The organism is Stenotrophomonas sp. (genome assembly GCF_032099025.1).
Taxonomy (GTDB): domain Bacteria; phylum Pseudomonadota; class Gammaproteobacteria; order Xanthomonadales; family Xanthomonadaceae; genus Stenotrophomonas.
This window is the reverse complement of record NZ_DAMCID010000028.1, coordinates 11,864-27,386: the sequence shown is the minus strand read 5'-3', so window position 1 is coordinate 27,386 and position 15,523 is coordinate 11,864. Positions and strand designations below refer to the sequence as shown.

At 67.4% G+C, this 15,523-nt stretch carries 12 protein-coding genes; 6 read left to right on the top strand and 6 right to left on the bottom strand.

Annotated features, from left to right (window positions below; translation table 11 throughout):
* Positions 1-203: 203 nt before the first annotated feature.
* Positions 204-1,349: a mechanosensitive ion channel domain-containing protein gene (locus tag RT456_RS16390; RefSeq protein WP_313348105.1), complete on the top strand. Its 1,146-nt coding sequence runs from the start codon at positions 204-206 to the stop codon at positions 1,347-1,349.
* A gap of 190 nt (positions 1,350-1,539) precedes the next feature.
* Here RT456_RS16390 and RT456_RS16385 read toward each other — a convergent pair whose 3' ends face one another.
* Genes RT456_RS16385 through typA form a run of 3 tightly spaced genes read right to left on the bottom strand, consistent with a single transcriptional unit; the run spans position 1,540 to position 5,549 of the window.
* Positions 1,540-3,147, bottom strand: a complete 1,608-nt coding sequence (locus tag RT456_RS16385) for an amidase (protein WP_313348104.1) — start codon at positions 3,145-3,147, stop codon at positions 1,540-1,542.
* A 56-nt stretch (positions 3,148-3,203) separates the two neighbouring features.
* A complete protein-coding gene (locus RT456_RS16380) occupies positions 3,204-3,689 on the bottom strand; it encodes a DUF2127 domain-containing protein (RefSeq protein WP_313348103.1) in 486 nt (161 codons plus the stop codon).
* A gap of 12 nt (positions 3,690-3,701) precedes the next feature.
* A complete protein-coding gene (gene typA, locus RT456_RS16375; protein WP_313348102.1) occupies positions 3,702-5,549 on the bottom strand; it encodes a translational GTPase TypA in 1,848 nt (615 codons plus the stop codon).
* A 233-nt stretch (positions 5,550-5,782) separates the two neighbouring features.
* On the opposite strand from typA, the gene RT456_RS16370 reads away from it, so the two are divergent.
* The 5 genes from RT456_RS16370 to RT456_RS16350 all read left to right on the top strand — a co-directional run bounded on the left by RT456_RS16370 (position 5,783) and on the right by RT456_RS16350 (position 11,687).
* Positions 5,783-6,274, top strand: coding sequence for a peptidylprolyl isomerase (locus tag RT456_RS16370; protein WP_313348101.1), 492 nt, complete (start codon positions 5,783-5,785; stop codon positions 6,272-6,274).
* 114 nt (positions 6,275-6,388) lie between these two features.
* The gene (locus RT456_RS16365) at positions 6,389-7,375 is read left to right on the top strand and encodes a malate dehydrogenase (RefSeq protein ID WP_313348100.1); all 987 of its coding nucleotides are present in this window, start codon (positions 6,389-6,391) and stop codon (positions 7,373-7,375) included.
* 507 nt (positions 7,376-7,882) lie between these two features.
* Positions 7,883-9,760, top strand: a complete 1,878-nt coding sequence (prpE, locus tag RT456_RS16360) for a propionate--CoA ligase (protein WP_313348099.1) — start codon at positions 7,883-7,885, stop codon at positions 9,758-9,760.
* A gap of 301 nt (positions 9,761-10,061) precedes the next feature.
* Entirely contained in the window at positions 10,062-10,556 is a 495-nt protein-coding gene (locus tag RT456_RS16355; RefSeq protein ID WP_313348098.1) for a hypothetical protein, read from the top strand.
* A gap of 69 nt (positions 10,557-10,625) precedes the next feature.
* The gene (locus tag RT456_RS16350; protein ID WP_313348097.1) at positions 10,626-11,687 is read left to right on the top strand and encodes a suppressor of fused domain protein; all 1,062 of its coding nucleotides are present in this window, start codon (positions 10,626-10,628) and stop codon (positions 11,685-11,687) included.
* A 108-nt stretch (positions 11,688-11,795) separates the two neighbouring features.
* Here RT456_RS16350 and RT456_RS16345 read toward each other — a convergent pair whose 3' ends face one another.
* The 3 genes from RT456_RS16345 to RT456_RS16335 form a co-directional block, all read right to left on the bottom strand.
* Positions 11,796-12,407, bottom strand: a complete 612-nt coding sequence (locus RT456_RS16345; RefSeq protein ID WP_313348096.1) for a glutathione S-transferase N-terminal domain-containing protein — start codon at positions 12,405-12,407, stop codon at positions 11,796-11,798.
* 86 nt (positions 12,408-12,493) lie between these two features.
* Complete coding sequence (locus RT456_RS16340) at positions 12,494-12,952, bottom strand: cell wall hydrolase (protein WP_313348095.1); 459 nt, start codon at positions 12,950-12,952, stop codon at positions 12,494-12,496.
* 451 nt (positions 12,953-13,403) lie between these two features.
* A complete protein-coding gene (locus RT456_RS16335) occupies positions 13,404-15,437 on the bottom strand; it encodes an NADPH-dependent 2,4-dienoyl-CoA reductase (protein WP_313348094.1) in 2,034 nt (677 codons plus the stop codon).
* Positions 15,438-15,523 lie beyond the last annotated feature (86 nt).

Genomic DNA, 15,523 nt, shown 5'->3' with positions numbered 1-15,523 from the left:
CGCCGCGCCCCACGACCGGCGTGCGCCATTGCGATGAACGCGTCGCCACGCGCCCGTAGCTTTCCGCAGCGGCACGGGTGGGGATTCTGTTGCGTGGCTGCTCTTTGCCGGGTACTGCGCAGCCGCGCTAGGCGTGGCTCTACGTGACGATCATCCCTGCTCTGGCACGGTGGGGCGTCCGTTGAAATCCTGCGGGAGCATGCATGCGAGTGGATTGGCAGATGGCGGCCGCATATCTGTGGCCCATCGGAATCGCCCTGGTGGTGGGTATCACCTGCTGGTGGCTGCTGATGGCATTGACCCGGCGTCTGAAGGGCCGGGACTACCGCCGCGCCCGTATCGCACGGGTGATCAGCCGGCCGCTGGCCTTCGCGCTGCCGATGCTGGTGCTCATTCCCGCGCTTGAGGCCACGCCGCTGGACGGGCGCTGGCTCGACCAGGCACTGCGGCTGCTGCACATCGGCCTGACCGCGTGTTTCATCTGGCTGCTGGTGCGTGCGGTGGCGGCCGGTGAGCAGGCGATCCTGCGTGACAACCCCATGGAGGTGGCCGACAACCTGGCGGCCCGGCGCATCCAGACACAGACCCGCGTGCTCAGCCGCGTGCTGATGGGGGCGATCATCCTGGTGGGGGCGGCGATGGTGTTGCTGACCTTCCCGATGGTGCGCCAGATCGGCACCGCGCTGCTGGCCTCGGCTGGCATCATCGGCCTGGTGGCCGGCATCGCGGCCAAGCCCGTGTTCGGCAACCTGATCGCGGGGCTGCAGATCGCGCTGACCCAGCCGATCCGCCTCGACGATGTGGTCATCGTGGAAGGCGAGTGGGGGCGGGTGGAGGAGATCGGCAGCAGCTACGTGGTCGTGCGCATCTGGGACGAACGGCGGATGGTCGTGCCGTTGACCTGGTTCATCGAGAACCCCTTCCAGAACTGGACCCGGCGCAGCGCCGACCTGCTGGGCACCGCCTTCCTGTGGCTGGACTACCGCGCCCCGATCGTGGCCATCCGGGCCGAGCTGGAGCGCATCTGCAAGGGCGAGTCCCTGTGGGACGGCCGGGTCTGCGTGACCCAGGTAACCGAGACCAGCGAACACACCCTGCAGGTGCGCCTGCTGGTCAGTGCGCGCAACTCGGGCGACGCCTTCGACCTGCGCTGCATCGTGCGTGAGCGCATGCTGGATTTCCTGGCGCGCGAACATCCCCAGGCGCTGCCGCGCACCCGCGCCGAGATCCTCGACCGCCCCGATCCAGCGACCCGCACCCCCCGCTCGCAACCGGCCGACGACGTACGATCGCCGGGCGCCGAAGACGGCCCGCCCGCGGTGGTGGCGGTCGAGGAGCCCGCGCGGTGAGGTGGCGCACGACCAACGGTCGTGCGCTACCGGGATGACGTCGACATGCACGTCGTCGGCGGGGCATCGCCGCGGTTGCATCGTCGGCGTGACATCGCAGGTGTGACATCGCCGGCGGGATATCGCCGGGGGCTACATCTTCGGGGGGGGGGCATCACCGGTAGGTATCGACCGTGGGTCGATACGCCGATTACGGCAGCAACGCCTCGGTCGCGAACCGCGGCGGGCGCCGGGCGCGGGTGCGCTGTTCGTAGCTGTAGGCCAGTTCGATCAGCTTCGGTTCGCTCCAGGCGGTGCCCATGAACAGCAGGCCCAGCGGCAGGCCATTCACGTGGGCCATCGGCACCGTCAGGCTTGGATAGCCGGCGACGGCGGCGGCGCTGTAGCTCTCTCCCGGGAAGGTGTCGCCCTGGCCCGTACGGATCGGCCAGGCTGCCCCCGTCGTGGGCGCTACCAGCGCGTCCAGGCGCTCCGCGCGCAGCACCGCGTCGATCCCCTCGGGACCGGCCAGCCGACGCGCCTGCGTGCGCGCAGCGATGTAGTCGGGGCTGCCCAGGCCGCCCGCCTGCGCGGCGGACTCCATCAGGTCCTGGCCGAACAGCACCAGCTCCTTGTCGGCGTGGCTGCGATTGAAGGCGATGATCGCGTCCAGGTCGCGCACCGGTGCCTTGCGGGCGGTGAGGTAGCGCTGCAGCCCGGCCTTGAACTCATGCCGCAGCACGACCTGCTCGGCGTCCTGCCACTGGCCCTGGGTAGGCAGCTCCACCGGCACCACCACCGCGCCGGCATCGCGCAGGACGCCGAGGGCGTGCTGCAGCGCCGGTGCCACGCCGGGCAGCTGGTCCAGTGTCCCGTGCAGCACGCCGATACGGGCGCCGCGCAGACCGTCCGGATTGAGCCGGGAGGTGTAGTCGTAAACGGCCCGCCCGGGCATGGTGGCGGTGGCCGGGTCGGCGGCGTCGCGGCCGGCCATCGCGGTCAGCAGGGCGGCGGCGTCGGCCACGCTGCGCGCCATCGGCCCGGCGGTGTCCTGGCTGAAGGAGAGGGGGATGATGCCGTCGCGGCTGACCAGCCCGACCGTCGGCTTCAGCCCGACCACGCCGTTCATGGCCGCCGGGCAGACGATGCTGCCGTCGGTCTCGGTGCCTACGGCGGCGGCGGAGAGGTTGGCCGCCACCGCGACCGCGCTGCCGCTGCTGGAGCCGCAGGGCGAGTGGCTCAGCCGGTAGGGGTTGCGGGTCTGTCCGCCGCGTGCGCTCCAGCCGGAAACGGACTGGCTGGAGCGGAAATTGGCCCATTCGCTGAGGTTGGTCTTGCCCAGGATCAGCGCCCCGGCCGCGCGCAGGCGGGTGACCAGGAAGGCGTCATCCGGATGGAACCCGGCCAGCGCCAGCGAGCCGGCGCTGGTGCGCATCGGGCGGGCGCCGATGTTGTCCTTGAGCAGCAGCGGAATGCCATGCAGCGGCCCGCGCAGCTGGCCCCGGCGACGCTCGGCGTCCAGGGTGGCGGCTTCCTTCAGGGCATCGGGATTGAGCTCGATCACCGCGTTCAGGCGCGGCCCGGCGCGATCCAGGCGCGCGATGCGTTCCAGGTAGGCGCGGGTCAGGATGACGCTGTCCAGCTCGCCTGCGGCCATCTGCGCCTGCAGGGTGCTGATGTCGGTTTCGGCGTAGACGAAGGGGGTGTCGGGTGCGGTGACCGGTGCGGCCGCATGGGCCTGGCTCAACAGGGGCGCAGGCGATTGCGCGCAGCCCAGCAGCGCGATGGCGATCACCATCGATGTCAGTGACACGCGCATCTGTGTGTTCCCGAAACCAGTGCTCAGGCTAACCAGCGACACGCGCGCTTGGCAACTCAGGCGGTGGGATCGACAGGACGGGTGCGCTTGCGGATGTCACGGGCGAGTACGCCGACCACGATGAGATTGATGACCAGCACCGACCACGAGGCCCAGCCAGGGTGGCGGATGATGGCGTAGATATCGAACGGCAGGTAGATGCCGGCAGTGACGCAGCCCAGCCAGGAGGCCCAGGCCTTGGCGCGCCAGAGGCCCCAGGCCTCGAACAGGTGCAGGATGCCGTAGCCGAACATGGCCGCAGCGGCCAGGTGCACGGCGTCGGGGCTGATCATGTTGAGCAGCGAGGGCAGGGTGCCGTGATCCGGGTCCAGGCTGAAACGCCGGATCAGGGCATTGACCGCGTCGCGCAGTGGCTGCGGACCGAGCATTTCCAGCCCGGTGGCAGCCAGCAGCGCCAAGGCCGCCTTGCTGGCTTCCAGCAAGGCGATCAAGTGAAGCCCCGGATGCCTGTGCGGATCCGGGTTGTAAGGCGTGTCGGTCACGAAGGTGTCCGATCAGCCGCCGCGCGAGGCCTTCTTGCGATCACTCTCGGTCAGACCCTTCTTGCGCAGACGGATCTCCTTCGGGGTGATCTCGACCAGCTCGTCGTCTTCGATGAAGTCCAGGGCCTGTTCCAGCGAGTACTTGATCGCCGGGGTCAGCTGGATCGCATCGTCCTTGCCCGAGGCGCGCATGTTGGTCAGCGGCTTGGTCTTGATGGCGTTGACGGTCAGGTCGTTGTCCTTGGAGTGGATGCCGACCAGCTGGCCTTCATACACGTTGTCGCCTTCAGCAGCGAACAGCTTGCCGCGTTCCTGCAGCGGGCCAAGCGAGTACGCCGGGGTGGCGCCCGGGGCATTGGCGATCATCACGCCGTTCTGGCGCTTGGCGATGGCGCCCTGTTCCTTCGGGCCGTAATGGTCGAACACGTGGAACAGCAGGCCCGAACCCTGGGTGAGGGTCTTGAACTCGTTCTGGAAGCCGATCAGGCCGCGCGCCGGGATCTGGTATTCCAGGCGCACGCGGCCCTTGCCGTCCGGCTCCATGTTCTTCAGCTGGCCCTTGCGGGTGCCCAGCTTTTCCATCACGCCGCCCTGGTGCTGTTCTTCGATGTCCACCACCAGCTGCTCGATCGGCTCCATGGCCTGGCCGTCGATCTGCTTGATGATGACTTCCGGGCGCGACACGGCCAGCTCGTAGCCTTCACGACGCATGTTTTCGATCAGCACCGACAGGTGCAGTTCGCCACGGCCGGAGACCAGGAACTTGTCGGCGTCTTCGAGCTGCTCGACCTTCAGGGCCACGTTGTGGACCTGTTCGCGGTCCAGGCGGTCCTTGATCTGGCGGCTGGTCAGGAACTTGCCACCGGACAGGTCCTTGTTGCCGGCGAACGGCGAATTGTTGACCTGGAAGGTCATCGAGATCGTCGGTTCATCGACGGTCAGCGCCGGCAGTGCTTCCGGGGTATCCGGGTGGCACAGGGTGTCGGAGATGGTCAGTTCCGGAATGCCCGAGATGGCGACGATGTCGCCGGCTTCGGCGGTGTCCTGCTCGATGCGCTCCAGGCCCAGGAAGCCCAGCACCTGCGCGACCTTGCCGTTGCGCTTCTTGCCTTCACGGTCGATGACCGCGACCTGCATGTTCTTCTTCAGGGTGCCGCGCTGCACGCGGCCGATGCCGATCACGCCCACGAAGTTGTTGTAGTCCAGCTGGCTGATGCGCATCTGGAACGGACCTTCCGGGTCCACTTCCGGCTTCGGCGCGTGCTGCATGATCGCTTCGTACAGCGGGGTCATGTCGCCGTCGCGCACGCTGTCTTCCAGGCCGGCATAGCCGTTCAGGGCCGAGGCGTAGACAATCGGGAAGTCCAGCTGCTCATTGGTGGCACCGAGCTTGTCGAACAGGTCGAAGACCTGGTCGATCACCCAATCCGGACGCGAACCCGGACGGTCGACCTTGTTGACCACGACGATCGGCTTGAAGCCCATCGCGAAGGCCTTCTGGGTCACGAAGCGGGTCTGCGGCATCGGGCCGTCCATCGCGTCGACGAGGATCAGCACGGTGTCGACCATCGACAGCACGCGCTCCACTTCGCCGCCGAAGTCGGCGTGTCCCGGGGTGTCGACGATGTTGATCCGGTTCTTGATACCGGTCTTCTTGTCTTCCCAGGTGATGGCCGTGTTCTTGGCCAGGATCGTGATGCCACGCTCCTTTTCCTGATCATTGCTGTCCATCACGCGCTCGGCGAGCACGGTGCGCTCGGAGAGGGTGCCGGACTGCTTGAGCAGCTGGTCGACGAGGGTGGTCTTACCGTGGTCGACGTGGGCGACGATGGCGATGTTGCGAAGATTTTCGATAGACATGCGAAAGGGGGCCAGTCGGCGCCGGATTTGGAAAAAGAAGTCCAACATTATACGGCTTCCATGACCAAACGCGAAAACAACCTGTAGCGCATTCAGGTAGAGCCACGCCCGGCGTGGCTTCGGGGCGTTCAGGAAAGGCGGTTCGGGCCGCGTTCGTGAAACCGGCGCACGTCGTTCAAGGGCCGCGGTGTATCCTTATGGGCTGACAACAACCCCGTATACCAAGGATCCCCATGTCCCTCATCGCCACCTTCGACACCACCCAGGGCCCGATCAAGGTCGAGCTGTTCGCCGACAAGGCCCCGAAGACCGTCGCCAACTTCGTGAACCTGGTCCAGAAGGGCTTCTATGACGGCCTGATCTTCCACCGCGTCATCCCCGATTTCATGATCCAGGGCGGTTGCCCCAAGGGTCAGGGCACCGGCGGCCCGGGCTACAAGTTCGAGGACGAGAAGAACGGTGTGAAGCACCAGATCGGCTCGCTGTCCATGGCCAACGCCGGCCCGAACACCAACGGCAGCCAGTTCTTCATCACCCACATCAAGACCGACTGGCTGGACGGCAAGCACACCGTGTTCGGCCAGGTGCTGGATGGCCAGGCCATCGTCGACTCGGTCAAGCAGGGCGACGTGATCCATTCGATCACCCTGGAAGGCGATACCGATGCCGTGCTGGCCGCCCAGGCCGAGCAGGTGGCTGAGTGGAACAAGATCCTCGCCGCCTGATTCCCTCCAACGGCCTCCTGTAATGGGAGGCCGTTTCGCGTTTCCGGCCGCCCCGCCAGGTCTTTCCCCGCCCGGTGGCCACTCCCACACAGCTTCTTAGCAGAGGAAATCCCCATGAAAGCACCTGTTCGTGTTGCCGTGACCGGCGCCGCCGGCCAGATCGGCTACGCCCTGCTGTTCCGCATCGCCTCCGGCGAAATGCTGGGCAAGGACCAGCCGGTCATCCTGCAGCTGCTCGAGCTGCCGGTCGACAAGGCCCAGGCCGCCCTGCGCGGCGTGATGATGGAACTGGAAGACTGCGCGTTCCCGCTGCTGGCCGGCATGGTCGGTACCGATGACGCCGAAGTGGCGTTCAAGGATGCCGACATCGCCCTGCTGGTCGGCGCGCGTCCGCGCGGCCCGGGCATGGAGCGCAAGGACCTGCTGCTGGAAAACGCCAAGATCTTCACCGCGCAGGGCGCGGCGCTGAACAAGGTCGCCAGCCGCAACGTGAAGGTCCTGGTGGTCGGCAACCCGGCCAACACCAATGCCTACATCGCCATGAAGTCGGCGCCGGACCTCAACCCGCGCAACTTCACCGCCATGCTGCGCCTGGACCACAACCGCGCGCTGAGCCAGCTGTCGTCCAAGCTGGGCAAGTCGGTCGGTGGCATCGAGAAGCTGGTCGTGTGGGGCAACCACAGCCCGACCATGTACCCGGACTACCGTTTCGCGACCGCCGATGGCGCGTCGATCGCCGATGCGATCAACGACCAGGAATGGAACGCCAACACCTTCATCCCGACCGTGGGCAAGCGCGGCGCGGCGATCATCGAAGCCCGTGGTTCGTCCTCGGCTGCTTCGGCCGCCAATGCCGCCATCGACCACATCCGCGACTGGGTGCTGGGCAGCAACGGCAAGTGGGTGACGATGGGCGTGCCGTCCGACGGCTCCTACGGCATTCCGGAAGGTGTGATCTTCGGCTTCGCGGTGACCACCGAAAACGGTGAGTACACCCTGGTCAAGGACCTGCCGGTGGACGACTTCAGCCAGAAGTACATCGACAAGACCCTGGCCGAGCTGGAAGAAGAGCGCGCCGGCGTGGCCCACCTGCTGGGTTGATGCTTGCGGCTGCCGACCGTTTGGTTGGCACTGGATGAAAAAACGCCGGGCTTGCCTGGCGTTTTTTCTTTTCGAAGCGTGGGGCAGGATCTTCGATCACCTTCATCGCGAGCGTTGAGGGCCCCGTCCCGGCCGGCAGGCCCCTATGCAAATGTCCCCCGGCGTCGGCATTCGCCGCCGCCTCCTCCTTTACTTTGCCAGGGACCTACCGGCCGCGACGGGGCTCGGCTTGCGGCACGCGATGGAAAGCGGAAGTCAGGGTGCAACGCCGGTGGGTCGAGTGCCGGGTCGCCTTGCCCTTGTAGGCGAAGTAAAGGAGGAGGGGGCGGCCGCAGGCCGACGCCGGGGGACATTCGCCGGAAAGGGTAAGGCGGCCCGGCGCTCGATTCACCGGCAGCCGCGTCTGCTTCAGGCCGCGAGCACGCGCTCCGTACGACCAAGGTAGGACGGCTCGGCAGCCGCCATCGGACTATGCTCGAACCCATGACCTTGTCTGGGAGGGCTGTCATGCGATACGAAGATGTCTACCGGCGTTCGGTCGAGGAACCTGAGGCGTTCTGGGCGGAAGAGGCGCACCGGATCTACTGGCACACGCCGCCGCAGCAGATCCTCGACTACAGCAACCCGCCGTTCCGGCGCTGGTTCGTGGGCGGGGAAACCAACCTCTGCTACAACGCGGTGGACCGCCACCTTGCCGACCGGCCCGACCAGCTGGCGCTGGTGGCCATCTCTACCGAGACCAACGTCACCCGCGAGATCACCTACCGCGAGCTCTACCGCGAAGTGAATGCATTCGCCGCCGTGCTGCAGCGGCTGGAGGTGCAGCGCGGCGACCGCGTCGTGATCTACATGCCCAACATGGCCGAAGCCGTGTTCGCCATGCTCGCCTGCGCGCGCATCGGTGCGATCCACTCGGTGGTGTTCGGTGGCTTCGCCGCGCACAACCTGGCGCTGCGCATCGATGATGCCGAGCCGAAACTGCTCATCACCGCCGATGCGGGCAAGCGCGGTGGCAAAGTGATTCCGTACAAGGCCATGGTCGATGCCGCCTGCGCCGAAGCACAGTCGCCGCCGCCTCATGTGCTGATCGTCTCGCGCGGGCTGGATCCGGCCGAACCGAAGGTGCCGGGACGCGACGTCGAATACGCCACGCTGCGCGAAGAAGTGGGCGACCAGGACGTGCCGGTGGTCTGGCTGGAATCGAGCGAACCCAGCTACCTGCTGTACACGTCCGGCACCACCGGCAAGCCGAAGGGCGTGCAGCGCGACGTCGGTGGCTATGCAGTGGCAATGGCGCAGTCGATGGAAACGGTGTTCGACTGCAAGCCGGGCCAGGTGATGTTCTCCACCTCGGATGTCGGCTGGGCCGTCGGCCATTCCTACAACGTCTACGGCCCGTTGATTGGCGGCTGTACCTCGCTGCTGTACGAAGGCCTGCCGACCCATCCCGATCCGGGCATCTGGTGGGCGCTATGCGAGCAGTACGGCGTGCGCACGCTGTTCTCGTCGCCCACCGCGATCCGCGTGTTGAAGAAGCACGATGTCGACTTCATCCGTCGCCATGACCTGGACGCGCTCAAGTATGTGTTCCTGGCCGGCGAACCGCTGGACGAGCCTACCGCGCACTGGATCAACGATGCACTCGGCAAGCCGATCATCGACAACTACTGGCAGACCGAAACCGGCTGGCCCGCGCTGACCCTGCTGCCCGGCGTGGACATGAAGCCGGTGCGGTTCGGCTCGCCCGGCTTCGCCAATCTCGGCTACCGCATGAAGGTGATCGACGAGAACACCGGCGACGAAGTACAGCCGGGTCAGAAGGGCGTGCTGGTGATGGTGCCGCCGCTGCCGCCCGGCTGCATGAGCACCGTGTGGAAGGACGACGCGCGCTTCATCCAGAGCTATTTCAGCCACTTCAAAGAGCTGCTGTACAGCTCGCTGGACTGGGCGATCCGCGACGAGGACGGGTACACCTTCATTCTTGGGCGCACCGACGATGTGATCAACGTGGCCGGCCACCGGCTCGGCACGCGCGAGATCGAAGAATGCATCTCCGGCCACCCGCTGGTGGCCGAAGCGGCGGTGATCGGGGTCAAGGACGAACTCAAGGGCCAGGTGCCGCTGGTGTTCGTGACCCTCAAGCAGGCGGTCGACGGCGACGGCAGTGTGGTGATCGCCGAGATGATGCAGCGTGTGACCCAGAGCCTGGGCGCGCTGGCACGCCCGGCGCACATCCACCTGGTCAACGCGCTGCCCAAGACCCGCTCGGGCAAGCTGCTGCGCCGCTCGCTGCAGGCCCTGGCCGAACAGCGCGACCCGGGCGATCTGTCGACGCTGGACGATCCCGGTGCCCTGGATGAAATCCGGAGGGCGCTGGGGCGGTAGTGCGTACGGACATACAGTCCGTACGTGCGGCGAAGCGCCCGGCGAGGGAGTCCGGTCATCGGGATGCGACCCTGCCGCGCACGGCCTGGCCTCGGGTGAGGGAGGCGGGCGTGTTGCAGCGCATTACGCGCTCTCCGGCCGCTCGGTTAAGCTGCCGGGGTGATCGTTGCAGGCCGGAGGCATGGCACGCCGGGGATGGCGCGCCGGAACGGCCCAGGCCTGGACGAACGCAGGGGGGCGTACGTGGTCCGGTGATCGCCGGGGGCGTGCGTGCAGGGGACCAGGCAACAGGGGGAAACACATGGCGTATATCCATGCCAAGACGGCCGCTGGCCGTCAGGAAATCGAAGACCGCGCGCGTCGGCTGCCGCCGGGGCTGCGCTCCATTCTGCTGATGGTGGATGGTCAGCGTGATGACGACGAATTGACCAGCATGTTGCCGGGGCTGCGCGCGCCGGACGATGCACTGGAACAGCTTGCGCAGATGGGCCTGATCGAGACCATCGGCGGGGCGCTGGCGGCCGCCGTGCCGCGCGCGCTGACCGCCGGCCGCGAGCAGGACCCGCAGCTCTACAAGCAGCTGTATGACTGGATGAGCGAATCGGTGCGCAAGCACCTGGGCCTGAAGGGCTACTTCATGCAGCTCAAGATCGAACGCTGCACCGATGCCGCCAGCCTGGAAAAGCTGTGGCCCGACATGGCTGCGGCGGTGTCCAAGGCCAAGAGCCCCGCGCTGGCCAGCCGCTGGCTGGAGGAAACCCGCGCGCTGCTGCACAGCGCACCGCAGCCGGCCTGACCGGCGCGGCACCGGGCCGCGTCGATGGCGTACATTGGCCGCCTTTACGGGAGCGCCAGGGCGACCGCTATGGACGAACAGGACATCGACATGACCACCGACAACGGCACGCGCGGCTGGGACGCCATCAACGCCGCGCTGGCGCCGCTGTACCCGGGGCAGGAGCCGCGCCACTTCGGCACTGCGGTGCCGTACACGCTGGGCGGACGCGACCCGCTGGATGGCATCAGCGTCTACCGCAGCGGCGCGTCGCGCCCGCATTGGCATTACGTGAGCTATGGCCTCTCGGAGCTGTACGACAAGCAGAGCGATGACGCCGACGACAGCGGCTTCGGGTTCGAGCTGACGTTCCGCCTGGCCGTGCAGGAGGGCGAGGACGCGCCGCCGGTGTGGCCGATGAACCTGCTGCAGAACCTGGCGCGCTATGTGTTCGGCAGCGGCAACGTGTTCGAGGCGGGCCATCACATGGATGCCAACGGGCCGATCGCGCTGGATACCGATACCTGCCTGCGCCACCTGGCCTTCATGCCGGACCCGCAGTTACCGGCACGCGACACGCCCAACGGCCGGCTGGTTTTCCTGCAGGTGATCGGGCTGAGCGATGCGGAGATGGCGGCGATCAAGCGCTGGTCGACCGATGGCGTGCTGCAGGCGCTGGCGCCACGCATGCCGCTGTGGATCACCGACCTGCACCGGGCATCGCTGCTGGAGGATCCCGCACTGGCGCTGCTGCTGCAGCAGGGCAGTGAACGCGAGGGGTCGAGCACCGCAGTGCTGTTCGTGGAGACCCTGGACTGGCGCGAGGAAGGCGAGGCGGTCGTGCTGGTGCTCGGTGCAGGGCAGGTGCCCAACCTGCTTGAGCTGCTGCCCTTGCGCCTGCAGCACGGCCACCCGTTGACCCTGGTCAGCCGCCAGCGGGAATGGGAATTCGCACCTGGTGCGCACGATGCGGTGACCCGGGTCGAGGACGGCATGCGCTGCACGCTGGGTGCGCAGGGCCTGGCCGCGTTGCAGCAGTGCGTACGCCCCGAGCGCGGACGCTATCCGGTGCCGGGTACGGCGCTGGTGGTGGAGGTGGTGCCGACGGTGTTGCGCGATGCGCAGGACAGAGTCGTGCGGGAAATCGGCTGAGCGGATATGAAGACGCCCGGCAGTGCCGGGCGTTTCATGGAGGTCGGTTGTTCAGCCAGGCGTGGCCTGTGCTTCAGCCAGGCAGGGCCTGGCTCTACAGGGTGTCTCTCAATTCAGGCCTTCGGCCTTGAGCGCGGCCTGCACGCCGGCGTCGGCGTCCATCCGGGTCTTGTACGCAGCCAGGTTGTCCAGCCCGCCCAGGTCGATCTTGGCCGCGGCCGCCCAACGCAGGGTGATGTAGAAGTACGGATCGGCGAAGCTGCGGAAACCGGCCAGCCAGGGCTTGTCGGCCAGCTGGCGATCGGCGGTTTCGAACAGGCCACGCAGGCGCTTGCGTGCGGCGGCGCGGACCGCGTCGTACTGGGTCTCGTCGGCAATGAACTTGCCCGGCCCGAACAACGGCGAGAACGCCGGATGCACATCGGAGTTGACGAAGGACAGCCAACGGGCCGCTTCGGCGCGCTGCTGCGGGCTGCCGTCACCGGCCAGGCCGGCCTGCGGGTAGGTATCGGCGATGTAGCCCATGATGGCCGCGTTCTGGGTCAGCACGAAGCTGCCATCGACCACGGCGGGGACGGCGCCGGCCGGATTGATGGCCAGGAACGCCGGTGCCTTCATGGTGTCCTTGTCGAGCAGTTCCACCTCGAACGGCTGGCCGGTCCATTGCAGGGCGATGTGGTCAGCGGTGGAACACGCGCCGGGCTTGCTGTACAGCTTCATGGGGACTCCGTTCGGGGTCGAGGGTGGAAACCACCACTATCCCAGAGGCCCGGGGCGCACGGCAACGGCGCGCCGGCAACAGTTCGTTACGACTGGCGGGGCTTGAGGCTCTGCACCTTGTAGAAGGTGTGGTCGCCGATGGTGGCCACCTGGTACGCATTGCGCCAGCTCGGGTTGGCGATCGCCAGGGCCGCGAAGTGGCTGGCACCGGGAACGATTTCCTTGCGCTCGCCCACCGGCAGCGCCCAGTTGCGCTCGGCGTCGAAGGCCACGGTCATCGCCTCTTCCCAGGCATCGGTATTGCCCAGCTGGGTGCCCGGCGCCACGATGGTGGGGGCGAACTGCTTGCGTGCGGTGACCACCTTGCACATCGAATCGCCCCACAGCCCGCTGTCCAGGCGGCGCAGGGCCACTTCCGCAACGGCTTGCTGGCCGCGCAGGGTCTGGTCACGCGCTTCGAGGTAGACGGTCGTGCTCAGGCACAACGAATCGGCAGCCGGCTGCGGCAACAACTGTGACAGCCAAAGAATCCAGGCCAGTTTCATAAATCTCCTTGCTCCGTATGGGCCGCACCTGGCTGTCCATCCGCAGGGGCGGAAGGGGGCAAGGCGTACGACTTGGCGTCATGGGGAGGCGACCATCGGGGTCGCCCGTTGGCGGCACCCGGAAGAAGTCGGGGGCCGCACGCTCACTCGAACTGGGTGGTGAGCGGGAAAGTTGGCGCACGATAGGGGGGGATTTCGCAACGCATCCTGAACCGAAAGGCTTGACATTCAGGTTCGGAGAGCGAGTGGATTATCGTATTCAGGTGCCGGTGGCGACCGTGTGAGGGCCGGCCAACGGCCCGCCCTACAACGTGCAATGCAACGTTCGGGGGGGGTAGTGCCGGCCGCTGGCCGGCTCCTGGGGACATCAGGTTTCATGAAGAGCCGGCCAGCGGCCGGCACTACAGGGCCTCAGGTTTCACGTAGCGCCGGCCGCTGGCCGGCATTCCGGTTACAGCGCCGCCGCGAGGCGGCTGCCCTGCTCGATCGCACGCTTGGCATCCAGCTCCGCGGCCACGTCCGCGCCGCCGATCAGGTGCGCGTCGACACCGGCGGCCTGCAGCGCCGCATGCAGGTCGCGGCGCGGTTCCTGCCCGGCGCAGACCACGACGTGGCTGACCGGCAACGTCTGTTCCTGCCCATCGATGCGGATGCGCAGGCCCGTGTCGTCCACGCCTGCGTATTCCACGCCGCCGAGCATCTTCACGCCCTTGGCCTTGAGCGTGGCGCGATGGATCCAGCCGGTGGTCTTGCCCAGCCGGGCACCGGGCTTGCCTGGACTGCGCTGCAGCAGCCACACCTTGCGTGCGGGTGCTTCCGGCTGCGGGCGGGCCAACGCGCCGCGTGCCTCGAAGCTGGGGTCCACGCCCCATTCGGCCATCCAGCGGCCCGTGTCGAGCGCGGACGAGGGACCCTCGTGGACCAGGAATTCGCCCACGTCGAAGCCGATGCCACCGGCGCCGATGATGGCCACCTCGGCCCCCACCTGCACCTTGCCCAGCAGCACGTCCAGATACGTGACCACCTTGGGGTGATCGGCCCCGGGGAAATCGACCCGGCGCGGGGTGATGCCAGTGGCCACCACCACCGTATCGAAGCCGGCCAGGCTGGCCACGTCGGCCACCGTGTCGAGCTTCACGGTCACGCCGGTCTCCTCGAGCTTGTGACGGAAGTAGCGCAGCGTCTCGTGGAACTCTTCCTTGCCGGGAATCCGCTTGGCCACGTTGAACTGCCCGCCGATCTCGCTGCCGGCATCGAACAGGGTCACCGAATGGCCGCGTTCGGCGGCCACGGTGGCCGCGGCCAGTCCCGCGGGCCCGGCGCCGACCACCGCTACCGTGCGCGGCGCGGTGGTGGGGCGGTAGACCAGCTCGGTTTCATGCACGGCGCGCGGGTTGACCAGGCAGCTGGCGGTCTTGTTCTCGAATACGTGGTCCAGGCAGGCCTGGTTGCAGGCAATACAGGTGTTGATCGCGTGGGCGCGACCGGCGCGGGCCTTGTTGGCCCATTCCGGATCGGCCAGCAGGGGCCGTGCCAGCGACACCATGTCCGCGCCGCCGCCGGCCAGGATGTGTTCGGCCACGTCGGGCATGTTGATGCGGTTGGTGGCGATCACCGGCACCTGCACGTGCGGCTTGAGCTTGGCGGTGACCCCGGCGAAGGCCGCGCGCGGCACCGAGGTGGCGATGGTGGGCACGCGTGCCTCATGCCAGCCGATGCCGGAGTTGATCAGCGTGGCGCCGGCCGCTTCGATCGCCTTGGCCTGCTGCACGATCTCGTCCCAGTTGCTGCCGTCTTCGACCAGGTCGACCAGCGACAGCCGGTAGATGATGATGAAGTCCGGCCCGCAGGCTTCGCGGATGCGGCGCACGATTTCCACCGCGAACTGCATGCGGCGGGCGGCGTCGCCCCCCCAGCGGTCGTTGCGCAGGTTGGTGCGCGGGGCGATGAATTCGTTGATCAGATAGCCTTCCGAGCCCATCACTTCCACACCGTCGTAGCCGGCGTCGCGGGCCAGCCGCGCGCTGCGGGCGTAGTCGGCGATGTGGCGCTCCACGCCCCGTGCGGACAGCGCGCGCGGGGTGAAGGGGTTGATCGGTGCCTTCTTCTTCGAAGGCGCCACCGACAAGGGGTGGTAGGCATACCGCCCGGCGTGCAGCAACTGCAGGCAGATCTTGCCGTCATGCTCATGCACGGCACGGGTCAGCTGGCGGTGCGGGCCCACTTCCCACGGCCAGGACAGCTTGCCGCCGAACGGCTTGAGCCAGCCCACCACGTTGGGCGCGTAGCCGCCGGTGACGATCAGGCCCACGCCGCCGGCCGCGCGTTCGGCGAAATACGCCGCCAGGCGCGGGAAGTCGCGCGCGCGGTCCTCCAGCCCGGTGTGCATGGACCCCATCAGGATGCGATTGCGCAGCGTGGTGAAGCCCAGGTCCAGCGGGGCGAACAGATGCGGATAGGCGGCGGATTCGGTGGCTGGCGACATGTAGATACGCTTGCGTACGGTAAGCGTGAAGCGTGCCGCGAATCGCCCCCGCACGCAAGCGTGGTGCGGGGTAAACGTAGTGCCGG